We start from the raw sequence: 17108 nt of genomic DNA, 5'->3' as shown, positions 1-17108 counted from the left end.
CAGTGATCGAGGTACACAACCTCCACAAACGCTACGGAGACAAGGTCGCGGTCGAGGACGTCTCGCTCGACGTCCGCGAAGGCGAGATCTTCGGGATCCTCGGCCCGAACGGCGCGGGCAAGACGACGACCGTCGAGTGCATCGAGGGCCTGCGTGCGCCGGACCGGGGCAAGGTCCGGGTGCTCGGGCTCGACCCGCTGCGCGACCGGGACAAGCTGACCCGGATCCTCGGCGTCCAGTTGCAGGCCGGTCACCTCCCGGAGCGGATGCGGGTCGCCGAGGCCCTGGAGCTCTACAGCTCCTTCTACCCCGCGCCCGCCGACTGGCGTGAGCTGATGCACGGCCTCGGCCTGGCCGAGAAGGCGAAGACCGCGTACGGCAAGCTGTCCGGCGGCCAGAAGCAGCGGCTGTCGATCGCGCTGGCGCTCGTCGGCTCTCCCCGGGTGGCGATCCTCGACGAGCTGACCACCGGGCTCGACCCGCAGGCCCGCCGCGACACCTGGGACCTCATCGCGGGCGTGCGCGCCCGTGGAGTGACGATCGTGCTGGTCACCCACTTCATGGAGGAGGCCGAACGGCTGTGCGACCGGCTGGCGGTGATCGACGCGGGCCGGGTCGTCACGGTGGACACCCCGGCCGGGCTGACCGCGCGGGTACGCACCGGGCAGCGGATCAGGTTCCGCCCGTCGCGGCACCTGGACGACGAGTTGCTGGGGCGCCTGCCCGACGTCACCGCCGTCACCCGCGAGGGCGAGCTGGTCGTCATCGACGGCAACGACCACGCGCTCAACGCCGTCACCGCCTTCCTGGCCCGCAACCAGATCGTGGCCGAACGACTGCGCGTCGAGCAGGCGAGCCTGGAGGACGCCTTCGTCGCGCTGACCGGCAAGCGCCTCGACCCCCACTAGCCCTCGACCCCCACTAGGCAGAGAGAAGACAGCACCCATGTCAGCACAGACCATCGCCGCCGGTCCCGGTTCCGCGACCTGGAGGCTCATCAAGACCGAGAGCAGACTGTTCGTCCGCGACAAGGTCGGCCCCCTCTGGGGCGTCGGCTTCCCCCTGATCGTGTTGGTCATCCTCGGCAGCATCCCCCTGCTGCGCGAGACCGTCGAGGGCACCGGCGGCCTCACGTACTTCGACCTCTACGTGCCTGTCCTGATCCTGTTCAACCTGGCCATCCTGGCCACGGGCGCCCTGCCGACCACACTCGCGGGTTACCGGGAGAACGGCGTGCTGCGGCGCATGCGGACCACGCCGGTCGGACCGGCCCGGGTGCTCCTCGCCCAGCTCGTCGCCAACTTCGCCGTCGCGCTCGTCGCGATGGTCCTGTTCCTCGCCGTGGCCTGGCTCGCTTTCGGCATCGACCTGCCGCAGAACCTGTTCGGCTTCGCCGTCGGCTGGCTGTTCACGGCGTTCGCGTTGCTCTCGATCGGCCTGCTGATCACCGCGCTGGCCTCCGGGCGCGGCCCCGCCACGGCGATCGGGACGGTGTTGTTCTTCCCGATGATGTTCTTCGCCGGGCTCTGGGTGCCGCTCGCGTCCCTGCCGCAGACCCTGCAGACCATCGCCCACTACACCCCGCTCGGCGCGGGCATGCGCACCTTCCAGGAGGCATACCAGGGCGAATTCCCGTCCGTCGCGCCTCTCCTGATCCTGGTGGCCTACGCGGTCGGGTGCACGGCCATCGCGGTCCGCTGGTTTCGCTGGGAATAGACTCGGTTACGGAGGGAGAGCCTTGAGCAGACGCAGACGGCCCGGTCGCCGGGCGACGACACGCGAGGATCAGCCGTTCCTCCTGGTCACGGTGGTGCCCTACACATTGCTGGCCGGGCTTGTCATCCTCAAGGTGGTCACCGAGACGTCGGCGGGCCGGTTCCCGTACGTCGACGTCGGCCTGTGCGCGATCGCCGCCGCGTGGATGCTCGGCATGTTCACCCTGCGTCCCGCCTGGCGGGACCGGCCGGGGATCATGGGGGTGTTCTTCACCGGGCTCCTGCTGATCACCGCGATCCTGGTGGTGAGGTCTCCCATGTTCGGGTTGTTCACCCCCGCGCCCTTCATCTACGCCTTCACCCTCCTGTCCTGGCCGTCGCGGCTGCCGGCGGTGGCGGCCGTGGCGGTGGCGGCCGGTGTCGCGCAGGCTTCCAGCGTGGACAGCACGACCGGGATCGGCCTGGTGCTGTTCATGACCATCATCATCGCCAACGTCACCCTCATGGTCGGCACCGCCTGGGTGCTCCGGCTCGCCGAGAAGGAGAAGGAGCAGCGCCTCCAGACGCTCGACGAGCTGAGCCGGACCAACCGGCTGCTTGAGACGACCCTCGCCGAGAACGCCGGGCTGCACACCCAGCTCCTCGTCCAGGCCAGGGAGGCCGGGGTGCTCGACGAGCGCCGCCGCATGGCCCAGGAGATCCACGACACGGTGGCACAGGGGCTCACCGGGATCGTCGCCCAGCTCCAGGCGGCCGAGCAGCGGCACGAGGTCCCGGCGCCGTGGCGGCGGCCCTTCGACGCCGTGAAGACGCTGGCGCGGGAGAGCCTGTCCGAGGCCCGCCGCTCGGTGGACGCGCTCCGGCCGGAACCGCTGGAGTCGGCGCGGCTGGACGACGCGCTCGCCGACGTCGCCGACCGGTGGTCGGCCGCGCACGGGCTCGCCGTCCGGTTCACCACCACCGGTACGGCCCGGCCGATCGCGCCGGAGACCGAGTTCGCGCTGCTGCGCACCGCGCAGGAGGCGCTGGCCAACGTGGCCAAGCACGCGCGGGCCAGCGGGGCCTGGGTGACGCTGTCGTACCTGGACCACGAGGTGGCGCTGGACGTACGCGACGACGGCAGGGGCTTCGACCAGGAGCCGCGCCCGGCCTCCGGCGGGTTCGGCCTGTCCATCATGCGGCAGCGCGTCGAGGGGCTGTCCGGCACGCTGCGGATCGAGTCCGAGCCCGGCGCGGGCACCGGGATCTCCGCCTGCGTCCCCGTCCCGCAGCCGGCGGGCCACCGATGATCCGGCTGCTGGTCGCGGACGACCACCCCATCGTCAGGGACGGCCTGAGCAGCATGTTCGCCTCCGCGCCCGGGTTCGAGGTGCTGGGCGAGGCGGGCGACGGCGCCGAGGCCGTACGGCTGGCCCAGGAGCTGAACCCCGACGTGATCCTGATGGACCTCCGCATGCCGGTCATGGACGGGCTGAGCGCGATCACCGAGTTGGCCAGGCTCGGCGTCACCGCGCGGGTGCTGGTGCTGACCACCTACGACAACGACGCCAACGTGCTGCCCGCGATCGAGGCGGGCGCGACCGGCTACCTGCTCAAGGACTCCCCGCGTGAGGAACTGCTGCGGGGGGCGCGTGCGGCGGCGAGAGGCGAGAGCGTACTGTCGCCCTCGGTGGCGGCCAGGCTGATGAACCGGGTCAGGACCCCGGCCCCGCAACTGCTCAGCCAGCGCGAGCTGGAGGTGCTCAGGCTCGTGGCGGCGGGCAACACCAACCGCGAGGCGGCCGCCCGCCTGTACATCACCGAGGCCACGGTCAAGAGCCACCTGCTGAGCATCTACGCCAAGCTCGGCGTCGGCGATCGCGCCGCCGCCGTGGCCGAGGCGTTCAACCGCCGGCTGCTCGTCCCCGAGACACCCGAGCCACCCTGACGCACCGGCGAATCGAACTTGAGTACGATAATCCCATGTACGTCCCGCCGGATTGGCCGTCCGAGGTCCGGCCGCCCAGCGTGCCCGACTGGGAGACCTCGGCCGTGGCGTGGCTGCTCGACGCGGTCCCGCCCGACTACCGGGCCCACGAGGTGCTGCGGCGCCACCCGATAGCGCTGGCCAGGATGGCCCGCCACCACGTCGACTCGGCCATCGAGGCGGCGCGGGCCGGATACCGGGGCGCGGCCGTCGAACTCAAGCACCGCTTGCCGCCCCACGCGATCGAGGCGGTCCTCGACGTCTACCGGCAGGAGGGGCCGCGCCTGGTCCGCCTGTCGCGCGCCATCGACGTCGTCGAGCGGGCGCTGCGGGGCGAGGGCTTCACGGCGACCCTGCGCGGCACCCGCTGACGACGCGGCGGACCGCGCGGTCGGCGGAGGGCCGCACCATCAGCGCGAGCGCCGGGCGATGAACGCGATCACGCCGGTGGCGCCCGCCGCCGCGCCCAGCCAGATCAGCACGTCCTGGGCGGTCAGCCCACGCCCCGCTTCCGCGGTGTCGGACACCCGGCTCGCCGAGGCGGCCGGCTTGGGCGAGGCAGTGGGCTTCGACAGCGCGCGGGCGGGCACCGGCACCCGGTACACCGGGCTGTTCACCCCTTCGGACCCCACGAGCAGCGACGTGCCGTCGGGGGTGAAGGTGATCGACTCTGCCTGCTTGAGCTGTGGCATGGCGACCTTGGTGATCATCTCGCCGCCGGGCCGGAAGATCGTGGCGGAGAAGTAGGTCCGCACGACATACGACTGCCCGTCGGGCGCGTAGGCGGCGTCGGTGGCCATGATGGGCGCCTCGGCGACCTTGCGCAGAATGTTGACCCGCCCGGTGCGCAGCTTCCTGGGCGCGGCGTACACCGCGCCCGCGAACTCCTTCGACACCACGAACAGCCGCCCGGTGCGCGGATCGACCATGATGCCCTCGGCGTTGCGGCCCCCGACCGAGTACTTGAAGCGGTACCTGACCGCCCGCACGACTCCGTCCCGCAGCGTCGTGGGCTCCGTCACCTTGTAGACCGAGATGTCGGGCCAGGCCCCGTCGAGGTTGTCGCCGATGTCGGCGAACCACAGCACGCCCCTGCCGGTCTGCGGGTCGGTGGAGGCGGCCATCGCCTCCCAGTCGCGCGCCTGCGCGTTCTGGATCCGGAAGACGGCTTTGGTACGGCCCCGCGAGTCGACGGCGAAGAACTCGGGCGCCGCCGAACTGTCGTTGTGCGTGTAGTAGATCCCCTTGTGACCGGGTGAGACGGCCAGGCCGCTCGACTCGGTGATCCGAGGATCGTCCATCGTGAACAGCCGCTCCTCAGGAGCGGCGGCGAGCGCCGGAGCGGCGAGAAGTACCGGCGCGCAGGCCAGGGCCGTCGCGAGCACGGCTTTGGTCAGAAGATCCCCCACCCTGTCCATCATGCCCGCTCCTCGGCCGACACCCACGCGCTGTACCTGCGGAATCCCGTGCCCTGGAGCACGAGCAGCAGCAGGTTCACAGCCGCCAAGGCGGTCCACAGCCCGGCGATGCCCCAGGTCCGCGCCACGGGGACGGCGGCGAGCGCGAGCAGGCCGTACCCGGCGGCGAAGTAGCGGAGGCTGGCGCCGGAGCGCTTGAGCGCCACCAGCCCGAACCCCTGGACGGCCTGCGCCGCGTCGATCGTCGAGGCGAGCAGCATGAGCGGCACCACCGCGAGCACGCCCGCCTGGACGGCCGGGTCGGCGCTGAACAGCGGGACGAGCACGTCCCCTGCCAGGAGCAGGGCGAGCCCGCCGAGGCTGGAGGCGGCGACGGCGAGCAGCGCGGCCGTACGGGCGACCCGCCGCAGTTCGGCGACCCCGCCGGCGCGCGCCATCTCGGGCAGCGCCGCCTGGGCGACGGCGAGCGAGGCGAGGAAGGTGAACCCGGTGAGCGTCCCGAGCACGGAGTGGGCGGCGGCTTCGGCGACGGTGGTGAGGGCGGCGGCGAAGGTGGCGACGCCGAGCCCGCCGAACTTGACGAGCACGGTCCCGGCCAGCGGCAGGCTCACCCGCGCCAGCCCGGCGATCTCCTTCCACCTCGGCCTGGCGTGCCCGACCGGCCGGCCGAGCACCCGCCGCAGGCAGGTCTCGGACACGAGCACCCCGGCGAGCCCGGCGCCCAGCCAGGCGACGCCCATCCCGTCGAGTCCCCATCGGGGCACGAGCAGCACCGACAGGGTGATGACCACCGAGGTGTTGGCGAGGCTGGACCAGAGCACCTGCCGGTTGCGTCCGAGTGCGATGAGGACGGTGTTGGCGCCGCCGTTGGCGGCGATCACCAGCAGGTCGAGCGCCAGCAGGTACGGCAGCAGCCCCAGTTCGTCCACGACCGCGCCGGGCACCCCGGCGAGACGGCCGACCGGCGGCACGGCCAGCACCGCGAGCGCGCCCGCCAGCCCGACGAGGAGGGCGAGCCAGCGGGCGTCGCGCAGGACCGGCAGGGCACGGACCGGCTCGTCCTTGTGCGGCGCGACGAACGGCATGAGCCCGCGCAGCGCTCCGGCGACGGCCCCTGCGGCGGGGGTGAGGACCGCGGTCATCACGGCGAAGGCGGCCAGGGTGACGGTCGCGTGCCTGCCGAGCACACCCGCGACGACCAGTGAGCCCACCATGCCCGACGCCATCGACAGGAACAGGGGGACAGCCGCCCGAAGCAGGGCGATCACGACACGACACCGGTCACGCCGCCGATCCTAACGAACCGGGCGATGCCCGAGCTCTACGCTGGCGTCCATGGACTATGTGCACCTTGGACGCAGTGGGCTCAAGGTCAGCCCGCTCTGCCTCGGCACGATGAACTTCGGGCCGTTCACCTCGCAGGAGCAGTCCTTCGCCATCATGGACCGGGCCCTCGAACGCGGCGTCAACTTCTTCGACAGCGCCAACGTCTACGGTCAGGACCGGGGCAGGGGCGCCACCGAGACGATCGTCGGCAACTGGTTCGCCCAGGGCGGCGGGCGCCGGGAGAAGACGGTCATCGCGACCAAGCTCTACGGGAGCATGTCCGACTGGCCCAACGACAACCTGCTGTCCGCGCTCAACATCCGCCGGGCCTGCGACGCCTCGCTCCGGCGCCTGCAGACCGACTACATCGACGTCTACCAGGCCCACCATGTGGACAGGGGCACGCCGTTCGAGGAGTTCTGGGCGGCGATGGACGTCCTGCGGCAGCAGGGCAAGATCGTCTACGTGGGCTCGTCCAACTTCGCGGGCTGGCACCTCGCCAAGGCGCAGGAGGCGGCCGCGCGGCGCGGCTCGACCGGGCTCGTCAGCGAGCAGAGCCACTACAACCTGCTGGTCAGGGCGGTCGAACTGGAGGTGCTGCCGGCCGCGCTCGACTACGGCATCGGGGTCATCCCGTGGAGCCCGCTGGCGGGCGGCCTGCTCGGCGGGGTGCTGCGCAAGATGGACAAGGGCCGCTCGGCCTCCGAGACGATGCTCAGGGAGCTGGCCAGGCACCGCGAGGGCATCGAGGCGTACGAGGGGTTCTGCGACGAGCTGGGCGCCGACCCGGCGCACGTGGCGCTGGCGTGGCTGCTCAGGCAGCCGGCGGTGGTCGCGCCCATCATCGGCCCGCGCACGATGGAGCAGTTCGAGGGCGCCCTCGGGGCCCTCGACGTCACGCTCGACGACGCGGCGCTGGACAGGCTCGACGAGATCTTCCCCGGGCACAGGACGGCGCCGGAGGATTACGCCTGGTAGGCCGCTCAGCCGACGAACGCGCCGACGACGACGATCACGACCAGCAGGCCCAGCACGAGGGGCAGCAGCCAGAAACGGGGACGGTCCACGGCCTGCAGCCTAGCCGCGCCGAAGGGGTGCGAGCGCCCATTCCGCGAGTGACTCGTACCTCATCGGCCGCTCCTGGTGCGACCTGATCAGCTCCACGGTCCGCGCCCGCCACGGCGACCCGCGAAAGCCCGCGAGCGAGTCGGCCAGCGGGCGCAGGTCCAGTTCGTGGCGGGCGCGGGCGAGCGTCAGGTGGGCGTGCAGCGGCCGGTCGTCCAGGTGTTCCGCGCCGGCCCGCCGGGCGGCGGCCCGCACCGAGTCTCCGAGCCTGGACGGTGAGTCCCCGGACACGCCCGCCCAGAAGACCCTGGCCCGCCGCAGCGAGGAGAAGCCGCCGACCCCCTCGAAGGCGAGGTCGAGCTCATGGTGACGGTGGACGGCCCGCTCCAGCCGGGTGAGCAGGCCGGGCAGCGCCTCCTCCGGCATCTCGCCGAAGAAGCCCAGCGTGATGTGCCAGGTGGCGCGCTCCGGCCAGCGCAACCCCGGCACCTGCCCGACGTGCGGCCGGATCACCGCCTCGACCTCGTCGAGCACCTCGTCGGGCGGCACCAGGGCCGCGAACAACCTCATCAGGACATCATGCCGTGGCGGGCGCCGGCCTGCGCGCGCCGATGACGCGGGTGAGCAACAGCGCGAGCCCCGTCCCCGCCACGACCAGGACACCGGAGAGCATGACTCCGGCTCTCGGTCCGCCCAGGTCGGACAGCCAGCCCACCAGGGGTGCCCCGAAGGGCGCGCCGCCGGTGAAGACGAGCAGGTAGATGCCCATGACCCGGCCGCGCATCTCGGGTGAGGCGGCCAGTTGGACGCTGGCGTTGGCCGCCGTGTTCACGGTGATCAGCGCGATGCCCGTCGGGATGAGCAGCAGCAGGTAGCCGAGGTAGCCGGGTGCGAGGCCCACCAGGACCTGGAAGAGGCCGAAGCCGATCGCTCCGGCCAGCAGCACCTTGCGGCTGGGCCGGGCCCGCCGGGCGGCCAGCAGTCCACCGGCGAGCGCGCCCACCGCGAACATGCTGGAGGCCAGGCCGAAGGAGGAGGCGCCGGCCTGGAACACCTCGCGCGCCATCAGCGCGATCGACATCGAGAACGACTGGGCGAACATGGACACGAACCCGACCAGCAGGATCGGCATGAGCAGTTCCTGCCTGCCGATGACGTACCGCAGGCCCTCGCGCATCTGTCCCTTGGCCCTGGGCACCGGCTCCACCGGGTTCAACTCGGACGTGCGCATGAAGACCAGGCTGGAGATCACCCCGGCGAACGTGAGGGCGTTCAGCAGGAAGATCGGCCCGGTGCCGCCGAGCGCGAAGATCAGCACACCGGCGACGGCGGGACCGACCACGCGGGCCAGGTTGAAGATCGAGGCGTTCAGCGCGATGGCGTTGGACAGGTCGCGGCGGCCGACCATCTCGACCACGAAGGTCTGCCTGGTCGGGACCTCTATGCAGGACACGAGGCCGAGCGCGAAGGCCATCACGTACACGTGCCAGACCTGGGCCGTGCCGGTGACGGTGAGCACGCCTATGGCGAGCGCCAGCACCGCCATGATCGTCTGTGCGATGACCAGGGTGCGCCGCTTGGGGTAGCGGTCGGCGAGGACGCCGCCGAACAGCCCGAACAGCAGCATGGGAAGGAACTGCAGCGCGGTCGCCGTGCCGAGGGCCGCCGCGCTGCCGTGGGTCAGATCGAGCACCAGCCAGTCTTGCGCGGTGCGCTGCATCCAGCCGCCGAGGTTGGACACGGCGCTGCCGGAGGCGAACAGGCGGTAGTTGTGGTTTCTGAGCGACCGGAACATCCCGGTCCCAGGTTGCTCAGGTTCTAGATCTTGCTGAGCTTCTCCAGAATCGGGGCCGCCTGCCTGAGCACCGCCCGCTCCTCGGGTGTCAGCTCCTTCAACCGCTGTGTCAGCCAGGCCTCTTTCAGCCTGCGCTCCTCCTTCAGCAGTTTCAATCCGGCCTCGGTCACGCTCACGCTCACCTGACGCCGGTCGGTCGGGTGCGGTGTGCGCGCGACCAAGCCGCGCTCCTCTAGCGCGGCGATCACGCGGGTCATCGAGGGTGGCTGCACCTTCTCGAGCTCTGCCAATTCGCCGGGGGTTGTCACGGAATGCCGTTCCACCGCGGCGAGCGTCGCGAGCTGAGTGGGTGTCAGCGAGTGTGCCGCTGCCTGTCGTCGTAGCCGCCTGGTCAGCCTTGCCAGCGACACGCGCAGGGCCGATGCCAGGCCCGCGTCGCTGCGCAGGTCCATCTTGGGATTGTTCGTTAGCATGAGTCATTACCTTTGCTAACTATATAGGTACGTATGGTATTCCTCCATCGAATAAACATGAAAAAGCGACGATCCGGCTGGCACACCCCTCCTGAAGGCCAGCCGGATCACCGCTGATGGACGTCCACGCTCCTCTGCGCGGGAGCGGAAGTCACAGCCTCAGTCTGCCGATCCGGACCGGCCCCGGCCATCGGTACCCCTACCGATTTTCCGCCATGCGGGTCGCACTCGGGATACGTAGGAGCCACGGATTGTGGCGAAATGACTAACTAAACGTGACCTAGTGCCTACCATCCGAACATGACACTTGGCACGTTCCGCAGGCGCCCCGGAGAGCTCCCCACAGACGTGACCGCATTCATCGGCCGGCAGCGCGAGCAGTCGGAACTGTCCGCCCTGCTCACCGCGGAACGGCTGGTGACCGTGACCGGACCGGGCGGAGTCGGCAAGACCCGCCTCGCGCTCCGCGTCGCGAACGCCGTCAGAGGACGCTTCCGCGACGGAGTCCACCTGGTCGAACTGTCGGCGCTGCGCGACCCGGAACTCCTCCCCCAGACCGTCTGCACCTCGCTCGGGCTCCCGGAACGCGCGGGCCGCCCCCAACTCGACACCCTCCTCGACCACTTACGCGACCGCGACACCCTCGTCATCCTCGACACCTGCGAACACCTCGTGGACGCCTGCGCGTCGCTCGCCGACATCCTCATGCGGGAGACACCCGGCGTGTGCGTGCTGGCCACCAGCAGGCAGCCGCTCGACGTACCCGGCGAGCACACCTACATGATCGCCCCACTGCCCGTGGACGGCGACGCCGTCGAACTGTTCGCCGAGCGGGCCGCCGCCGTCGTGCCCGGCTTCAAGGTCCACGCGGGCAACGGGGAGCAGGTCGTCGCCCTGTGCAGGCGGCTCGACGGCATGCCGCTGGCGATCGAGCTGGCGACCGTACGACTGCGGGCCGTACCCCTGGAGCAGCTCCTCGAACGCCTGGAGGACCGCTTCCGGCTGCTCACCGGCGGCAGGCGGGCCGCGCTGGCCCGCCACCAGACCCTGCGCACCACCATCGACTGGAGCCACGACCTGTGCACACCGGAGGAGCGGCTGCTGTGGGCCCGGCTGTCGGTGTTCGCCGGCACCTTCGACCTGCGCGCCGCCGAAGAGGTCTGCGCCGACGAGCGGCTGCCCGCCGACAGCGTCGTGCAGACGCTCATCGGCCTCGTGGACAAGTCGGTGGTGCTGCGCGCCGACGGCCCCGGCGCGCGTTACCGGCAGCTCGACTCCATCAGGGAGTACGGCGGCGACCGCCTTCGGCACGGCGGCGAGCACGCCCGTGTGCGCGACCGCCAGATCGCCAGGTTCCTGCGCCTGGCCAGGGGGTTCGACGAACACTTCGTCGGCGACGACCAGCTCGAACGCTACCGGGCGCTGCGCCTCGAACACGCCGACCTGCGGGCCGTCCTCGAACACGCGATGGCCCTGCCCGACCCCGAGGCCGCCGCCGAGCTCGTCAACGCGCTCTGGGGGTACTGGGCGATCTCCTGCCTGTACGCCGAAGGCCGCTACTGGCTCGGGCAGGTGCTCACCCGGTGCGCGGCCCCGTCGGGGCAGCGGGCGCGGGCCCTCGGCGTACGGGCCTATCTGATGACCTTCCAGGGCGACGCGCAGGGCGCGCTGGCCGACCTGGACCAGGCCCAGCCGATGGCGCTGGAGCTGGGCGAGCGGCACCTCTACGGGCGCGCCCTGCTCTACCGCCACCTGGCACTGTGCTTCGCCGGACGACCGGCCGAGGCCGCCGCCCTGGCCCCCCGCGCCACGGCGGTGCTGGAGGAGCAGGACGACCACGTCGGCCTGGTCTGCCTCGACGCCCAGGAGGGCTACCGCCACCACCTCGCCGGCGAGCCGGAGCAGGCCAGGAGCCGCTGCGCGGACGGCCTGCGCAGGCTCGGCGACGGCGGCGAACGCTGGCTGCGCGGCTATCTGCACTACGTCACCAGCGTCGCCCTGTTCAGCGAGGGCGACCACGTGGGCTGCGAGCGCGCGGGGCACACCGCCATCGAGATCAAGACCGAACTCGGCGACGCCATCGGCACCGCGTACTGCCTGGAGACCATCGGCTGGCTGGCCGCCGCGCGCGGGCGGGCCGAGCGGGCGGCCTGGTCGCTGGGCGCCGCCGACCGGCTGTGGCGCACGACCGGCACCCGGCTCAGCGGGACGGCCGCCATGGAGGAGTTCCACCAGGCGGCCAGGAGCGCCGCCGTCGCCGTGCTCGGGGAGCGGCGCTTCGCCGTACTGGCCGACCAGGGGGCGAACGCCCCGCTGGAGCGGGTGGTGAGCGCCGCCGTCGCGGGCGCCGACCGGCTGCACGGCTCGCTGGGCGGGCCGTCGGTCGAGCTGCTCACCCGCAGGGAGCGCGAGGTGGCCGGGCTCGTGTGCGACGGCCTGTCCAACCGGGAGATCGCCGAACGGCTGCACATCGCCAAGCGGACGGCCGACACACACGTGGAGCACATCCTCGCCAAACTGGGCCTGTCCTCGCGGGCGAAGGTGGCCGAACTGGTCAGCCCCAGATCAGCGCCTTGATCGGCCCGAGCGAGAAGTAGACGACGAACAGCAGCGCCACCACCCACATCAGCGGGTGCACCGCCCGCGCCTTGCCCTTGACCAGCTTGATCAGCACGAAGCTCACGAAACCGGCGCCGATGCCGTTGGAGACCGAGTACGTGAACGGCATGAGCACGACCGTCAGGAAGGCGGGGATGGACAGCTCGTAGTCGCTCCAGTCGATGTCCTTGATCGCCGACATCATCAGGAAGCCCACGATGACCAGCGCGGGCGCCGCCGCCTCGTACGGCACGACCTTCACGATCGGCGCGAACAGCACCGCGAGCAGGAACAGCAGGCCGGTGACCACGCTGGCCAGACCGGTGCGGGCGCCTTCGGCCACGCCGGAGGCCGACTCCACGTACGTGGTGTTGGAGGAGACCGAGCCCGCGCCGCCCGCCGCGGCTCCGATGGAGTCGACCAGCAGGATCTGCTTGGTCCTCGGCAGGTGCCCGTCGGCGCCGACCAGCCCGGCTTGGCGGCCGACGCCGACGATGGTGCCCATCGTGTCGAAGAAGTCGGTCACGAGCAGCGTGAACACCAGCAGCACGGCCAGCAGCAGCGAGACGCTGGTGAACCCGGCGATCGGGTCGAACTCGGTGAACAGGCCGAACGGGTTGCTCAGCCCGAACACGTCGGAGGAGAGCGTCGGGGTGTTGAGCTGCCAGCCGCCCGGGTTGTCCTTGGATGCGGCACCGGGCCGGAAGACCAGCTCCACGACGGCCGCGAGCACGGTGGTGCCGACGATGCCGATCAGAATCGCGCCCTTGACCTTGCGCGCGACCAGGGCGGCGGTCAGCAGCAGGCCGACGACGAAGACCAGGATCGGCCACGAGGTCAGGCCGCCGGCGATGCCCATCGTCAGCGGCGGCGCCGCGTTGCCGCGCACGAACCCGGCGTCCACGAAGCCGATCAGTGCGATGAACAGGCCGATGCCGACGCTGATCGCGGTCTTGAGCTGGCTCGGGATCGCGTTGAAGACCGCCACCCGGAAGCCGGTCAGCACCAGGATCCCGATGATCACACCCTCGACGAACACCAGGCCCATCGCGGCCTCCCAGCTCATCTGGGTGGCGATGCCGAAGGTGACGAAGGCGTTCAGGCCGAGTCCCGTGGCCATGGCGAAGGGCACTTTGCCGACGACGCCCATGAGGATGGTCAGGACTCCGGCCACGAGCGCCGTGCCCGCCGCGACGAGCGGGATGTCCGGCGTGGCGCCGTCGCCGATGAACTGGCCCTCGGCGTCGGGCTTGGTGGCGATGATCAGCGGGTTGAGCACGACGATGTAGGCCATCGTGAAGAAGGTGGCCAGGCCACCGCGCACTTCACGGGAGATCGTCGAACCCCGTTCGCTGATGCTGAAGAATCGGTCAACCTTATAGAAACGGTCATTTCTGACATTCACCGGCGAAGGGTGACAGCCCGCCACCGCGTATGGATAGCGTCGGTGACCGTATCGAGACCGATTCGGAAGCTAGCCTGGACCTGTGAAACGCGAATGGCACCCCGACCCGGAGCCGATCAGGACCAACGATCCCGCGGCCATCGCGGTCGGCACCGCGCTGTGGGCGCTCGCGCTGGTCGTCCTGCTCGTCTTCCGCCCCGCCCCCGAGAACACCTGGTGGATCTGGACCTGTGTCACGGGGGCCGGATTCGGCCTGTTCGGCATCTGGTTCGTCAAACGCCGCGCCGCCCGCGCGGACGACTGAAACGACAACGAGCCGGGCGGCCCGCGCTCAGGCCAGGTCGGCCTCCGCGAGCAACAGCGGCACCGCAGCCGGGTCGCGCAGCAGGGCCGCCACCGCCAGCCGGTCGGTCCACTGCCCGGCCGCCCACGCCAGACCTCTGGCCAGCCCGTCGACACCGGTGCAGTGAATCGTGCCGTCGGTGAAGCGCCACGCGCACTCCACACCGTCGACCAGCAGCCGCTCGTGCTCGACGTACGAGGTGGGGGCGGTCGGCAGCAGCGAGCGCACCTGCGGCGGCACCTCCCGCCGCGCGCCCGACGAGGTGACCTCGCCCGTCACCAGCTCGCCCGCCAGCGGCAGGTCGAGCAGCTCCGACAGCGACTCGGCCAGATCGTACGAGGCCAGGACCAGCGGCCGCGCGCTCACGAGCTGCAGCAGGTCGGGCGCCTCGACCACGACCGCGTCGTCGGCGGCGGCCACCACGATCTCCCCGTCGAGCACCGCCCGCACCCGCGCGGGCGGCGCCACCCGCGCGGGCTCGACCCCGGCCAGCGCGATCCACAGGGCCCGCAGCTGCGCCCGGTCGACCTCGACCGCGTCGTCGGCCATCAGCTCCAGCAGCTCTTCCGGGCCGCCGTGCGAGGCCAGCAGGTCGCTCAGCGTGGTGCGCACGCCCAGCATCGACAGCGCGCCCGGATCGAACCCGCTCGGGGCGTCGGCGAACAGGCCCTGCAGCAACGGGTCGGCGCCCGGCAGGCGCAGCTCGCGCGGGCTGCGGCCGTCCAGCACCGGGTGGCGGGCCAGCCACCAGGCGGTGTAGGACGGCACCTCGACGCCCTCGACGCGCAGCGGGTGCAGCGCCCCCCGCAGCGGCGGCCGGGTCAGCAGCGCGAGCGCGGCCGACCAGTCGGCCACCAGCTCCAGGTCGCGCACGGCGGTGAACTCGGCCACCACCGGCGGCACGTCGAGGTCGGGCAGCAGGTCGTGCACGTGGTCGAGCCACTCGGCCTCGCCGTCGAGGTCGTGCTCGCACTCGTCGGGATCGAGCAGCACGTCGGCGTCGTGGACCATGGCGAACCCGTCGAGCACCCCCACGGCGGTCAGCACCCGCGCGCCGTAGGTGTCGACGAGGTCCTGGGCGGCGAGCGGTCCCTCCTCCAGGATGCCCGCGAGCGCGCCGCCCGGCAGCAGGAGTTCGCCCGCCGCGTACAGCTCGCCGTCGGCGCCCCGCAGCGCCAGCTCGGCCAGCCACGGCGCCTCGCCCGGCGCCAGCGCCGCCGCGTCCACCAGCGACAGCACCGCCCGCGCGACCGGGTCGGAGTCGGCGCTGTCGAGGGACTCGGAGATCGCCGTCCGCGTGAGCGTGTCCTCCAGGACCGTGCGCGGGGTCGCCTCCGCCGCGCCGAGGCGCAGCAGCAGCGGGTGGGCGGCGTCCGGGTGCACGATGCGCAGCCCGAGGGCCTCCAGGTGGAGCGCGGCCCCGGTGAGGATCAGGGTGCCGCGCGGGCCGCGCACCAGCCGGCCGTCGGCCAGCGGCACCGGCAGCGCGCCCAGCGACTCGGGGTCGTCGTGCGGCAGCACGTCGTAGAGGGAGTGCCACCAGGTCGCGTCGCGGCCCTCGACGGCCTCGCCGGACAGCCCGTCGACCACGTCGGACAGCTCGACCCTGCGCACGCCGAGCGTGCTCATCGCCGGATGCCTGGCCGGCCACCCGGCGGGCAGCAGGCCGGGCACGAACCCGGCCACGGCCGCGAGCAGGTCGGCGGAGCCGGACAGCACGGCGGCCTCGCGGCCGCGCACCAGCCAGCCGTCCGAGCCCTTCTCGGCCACCGGCTGCTCGGACTGCCACTCGGCGTCCGGCTCGTAGACGGCCGAGTCGGCGAACGAGGCGGTCTCGACGGCGGGCGCGGGAGCCGACAGCGCGGGCAGCAGCGGCGTACCCGGCAGCCGCCGCAGCACCGCCTCACGGATGCGCGCGTCGAGTTCGCCCTTGCCCATCAGCGCGGGCACCAGGTCGAGCAGCCGGGGCCTGCGCGGCAGCCCGCGCAGCAGCTCGACGTAGGAATCGGCGGCCTTGGCCACCAGGAAGTCGGTGAGCGGCCCCTTGGCCACGTGGCGGCGGTCGGTCGCCATCGGGAAGGAGGCGATCAGCAGTGCCGGCAGATCGAGCGCCTCGTCGCTGGGCGTCGGCGCGTGGACCACGGCCGGCACGCCGGACGGCAGCGCGCGCGGCTCGCCGTCGTCGCCGAGCCGTACGGCCCAGCGCACACTCCAGTACGGCCGCGCCCGCTCCTCCGTCGGCCGGTCGGAGAACAACTCGGCCACCTGCTCGGCGGTGAACTCGCCCGAATCGGCGACCAGCCGCCACCCCTCGGCGGTGATCGTGCGGACGTTGTCGTCGGCCACGATCTCGATCGCGCCCAGCGCGGGCAGCCCGAGCAGCAGCGCCGGACCCGCCTCCGCGAGCATGCCCCTGACGGCCTCCGTGGCGGCCTTGTCGCGCAGCGGGAGGCGGACGACCGTGTCGAACCCCTCTGGCACCTCCATCGGCTCCGCGGCGTACGGCAGCCGCAGCAGCGGCACGTGGCCGTCACGGTCGGACAGCTGGCCCGCGAGAGCGGGCACGGAGGCGACCAGCGCGGCGGTCTCCTCGCGCGACCAGCGCACCGCGCCGGAGTCCCGCGAGCAGATGGCGGGCTCGTCGGTGACCGACACGACGGCGGCGAACCCGACGCCGAAGCGCCCGGCCGCGCCGGCCTCGTCGCGTTTGCCGGACACGCGCAGTGTGGACAGTCCCTCCACGCCGATGGCGTCGAGCGGGGCGCCGGTGTTGGCGGCCGTGAGCACGTCGCCGTCGAGTCTCAGGCGCAGCACACCGGGCACGCCCCCGCGCAGCGCCGCGTCGGCGGCGTTCTGCGCGAGTTCGACGATCAACCGGTCACGGTAGCCGCCGAGCGCGAAGTCCTCCTCGGCGTTGGCGTCCTCGCGGAAGCGGGCGGGCGAGGCGGTCCAGGCCGTGAGGACGGCCGCGCGCATCCGGTCGGTACCGAAGATGTCCACGATC

Annotated in this window: 15 protein-coding genes; 8 read left to right on the top strand and 7 right to left on the bottom strand. The window is 72.0% G+C overall.

What is annotated here, in order from left to right:
* The first annotated feature begins 2 nt into the window (after positions 1-2).
* From ABD120_RS30990 to ABD120_RS30970, 5 genes are read left to right on the top strand one after another with little or no spacing between them, the layout of a single operon-like run.
* Complete coding sequence (locus ABD120_RS30990; RefSeq protein ID WP_343953732.1) at positions 3-908, top strand: ABC transporter ATP-binding protein; 906 nt, start codon at positions 3-5, stop codon at positions 906-908.
* A 37-nt stretch (positions 909-945) separates the two neighbouring features.
* Positions 946-1716 carry an ABC transporter permease gene (locus ABD120_RS30985; RefSeq protein WP_343953731.1) on the top strand — a complete coding sequence of 257 codons (771 nt, stop codon included), beginning with the start codon at positions 946-948 and terminating at the stop codon, positions 1714-1716.
* A 22-nt stretch (positions 1717-1738) separates the two neighbouring features.
* Positions 1739-3004 carry a sensor histidine kinase gene (locus ABD120_RS30980; protein ID WP_343953730.1) on the top strand — a complete coding sequence of 422 codons (1266 nt, stop codon included), beginning with the start codon at positions 1739-1741 and terminating at the stop codon, positions 3002-3004.
* Positions 3001-3642, top strand: a complete 642-nt coding sequence (locus tag ABD120_RS30975; RefSeq protein WP_343953729.1) for a response regulator — start codon at positions 3001-3003, stop codon at positions 3640-3642. Before ABD120_RS30980 ends, ABD120_RS30975 begins: the two co-directional genes overlap by 4 nt.
* A gap of 35 nt (positions 3643-3677) precedes the next feature.
* Positions 3678-4052, top strand: a complete 375-nt coding sequence (locus ABD120_RS30970) for a hypothetical protein (protein ID WP_343953728.1) — start codon at positions 3678-3680, stop codon at positions 4050-4052.
* Between the two features lie 39 nt (positions 4053-4091).
* Here ABD120_RS30970 and ABD120_RS30965 read toward each other — a convergent pair whose 3' ends face one another.
* Together ABD120_RS30965 and ABD120_RS30960 are read right to left on the bottom strand one after the other, a co-directional pair.
* A complete protein-coding gene (locus ABD120_RS30965; RefSeq protein ID WP_343953727.1) occupies positions 4092-5102 on the bottom strand; it encodes a hypothetical protein in 1011 nt (336 codons plus the stop codon).
* Positions 5099-6367, bottom strand: coding sequence for an MATE family efflux transporter (locus ABD120_RS30960; RefSeq protein ID WP_343953726.1), 1269 nt, complete (start codon positions 6365-6367; stop codon positions 5099-5101). Before ABD120_RS30960 ends, ABD120_RS30965 begins: the two co-directional genes overlap by 4 nt.
* A 67-nt stretch (positions 6368-6434) precedes the next feature.
* Between ABD120_RS30960 and ABD120_RS30955 the strand changes: the two genes are divergently transcribed.
* On the top strand, positions 6435-7403 hold the full coding sequence (locus ABD120_RS30955) for an aldo/keto reductase (protein ID WP_343953725.1): 969 nt from the start codon (positions 6435-6437) through the stop codon (positions 7401-7403).
* Between the two features lie 99 nt (positions 7404-7502).
* Here the strand turns inward: ABD120_RS30955 and thpR are convergent, their stop codons facing one another.
* From thpR to ABD120_RS30940, 3 genes are read right to left on the bottom strand one after another with little or no spacing between them, the layout of a single operon-like run.
* Positions 7503-8060, bottom strand: a complete 558-nt coding sequence (thpR, locus tag ABD120_RS30950) for an RNA 2',3'-cyclic phosphodiesterase (RefSeq protein WP_343953724.1) — start codon at positions 8058-8060, stop codon at positions 7503-7505.
* A gap of 7 nt (positions 8061-8067) precedes the next feature.
* Positions 8068-9285 (bottom strand): MFS transporter, encoded by a 1218-nt coding sequence (locus ABD120_RS30945; RefSeq protein WP_343953723.1) that lies wholly within the window; start codon positions 9283-9285, stop codon positions 8068-8070.
* Positions 9286-9308: 23 nt separating this feature from the next.
* Positions 9309-9758, bottom strand: a complete 450-nt coding sequence (locus tag ABD120_RS30940; protein ID WP_343953722.1) for a MarR family winged helix-turn-helix transcriptional regulator — start codon at positions 9756-9758, stop codon at positions 9309-9311.
* Between the two features lie 300 nt (positions 9759-10058).
* Here ABD120_RS30940 and ABD120_RS30935 point away from each other — a divergent pair, with 300 nt between their 5' ends.
* The gene (locus tag ABD120_RS30935) at positions 10059-12335 is read left to right on the top strand and encodes an ATP-binding protein (protein ID WP_343953721.1); all 2277 of its coding nucleotides are present in this window, start codon (positions 10059-10061) and stop codon (positions 12333-12335) included.
* Here the strand turns inward: ABD120_RS30935 and ABD120_RS30930 are convergent.
* Positions 12313-13785: an NCS2 family permease gene (locus ABD120_RS30930; RefSeq protein ID WP_425564070.1), complete on the bottom strand. Its 1473-nt coding sequence runs from the start codon at positions 13783-13785 to the stop codon at positions 12313-12315. The two genes, ABD120_RS30935 and ABD120_RS30930, sit on opposite strands and share 23 nt — an antisense overlap.
* 58 nt (positions 13786-13843) lie before the next feature.
* Here ABD120_RS30930 and ABD120_RS30925 point away from each other — a divergent pair, with 58 nt between their 5' ends.
* Positions 13844-14065, top strand: a complete 222-nt coding sequence (locus tag ABD120_RS30925) for a DUF2530 domain-containing protein (RefSeq protein ID WP_343953719.1) — start codon at positions 13844-13846, stop codon at positions 14063-14065.
* 27 nt (positions 14066-14092) lie between these two features.
* Here the strand turns inward: ABD120_RS30925 and ABD120_RS30920 are convergent, their stop codons facing one another.
* A complete protein-coding gene (locus ABD120_RS30920; RefSeq protein WP_425564073.1) occupies positions 14093-17107 on the bottom strand; it encodes a sacsin N-terminal ATP-binding-like domain-containing protein in 3015 nt (1004 codons plus the stop codon).
* Between the last annotated feature and the right edge of the window lies 1 nt (position 17108).

The organism is Nonomuraea longicatena (genome assembly GCF_039525605.1).
GTDB lineage: Bacteria > Actinomycetota > Actinomycetes > Streptosporangiales > Streptosporangiaceae > Nonomuraea > Nonomuraea longicatena.
The sequence above is the reverse complement of the archived record's forward strand: the minus strand, read 5'-3'. Positions and strand labels throughout refer to the sequence as shown.

Coding starts and splice junctions, on each gene's coding strand:
- ABD120_RS30985 (WP_343953731.1), top strand. CDS start 946: ATGTCAGCACAGACCATCGCCGCCGGTCCCGGTTCCGCGACCTGGAGG.
- ABD120_RS30975 (WP_343953729.1), top strand. CDS start 3,001: ATGATCCGGCTGCTGGTCGCGGACGACCACCCCATCGTCAGGGACGGC.
- ABD120_RS30970 (WP_343953728.1), top strand. CDS start 3,678: ATGTACGTCCCGCCGGATTGGCCGTCCGAGGTCCGGCCGCCCAGCGTG.
- ABD120_RS30965 (WP_343953727.1), bottom strand. CDS start 5,102: ATGATGGACAGGGTGGGGGATCTTCTGACCAAAGCCGTGCTCGCGACG.
- ABD120_RS30955 (WP_343953725.1), top strand. CDS start 6,435: ATGGACTATGTGCACCTTGGACGCAGTGGGCTCAAGGTCAGCCCGCTC.
- thpR (WP_343953724.1), bottom strand. CDS start 8,060: ATGAGGTTGTTCGCGGCCCTGGTGCCGCCCGACGAGGTGCTCGACGAG.
- ABD120_RS30945 (WP_343953723.1), bottom strand. CDS start 9,285: ATGTTCCGGTCGCTCAGAAACCACAACTACCGCCTGTTCGCCTCCGGC.
- ABD120_RS30940 (WP_343953722.1), bottom strand. CDS start 9,758: ATGCTAACGAACAATCCCAAGATGGACCTGCGCAGCGACGCGGGCCTG.
- ABD120_RS30935 (WP_343953721.1), top strand. CDS start 10,059: ATGACACTTGGCACGTTCCGCAGGCGCCCCGGAGAGCTCCCCACAGAC.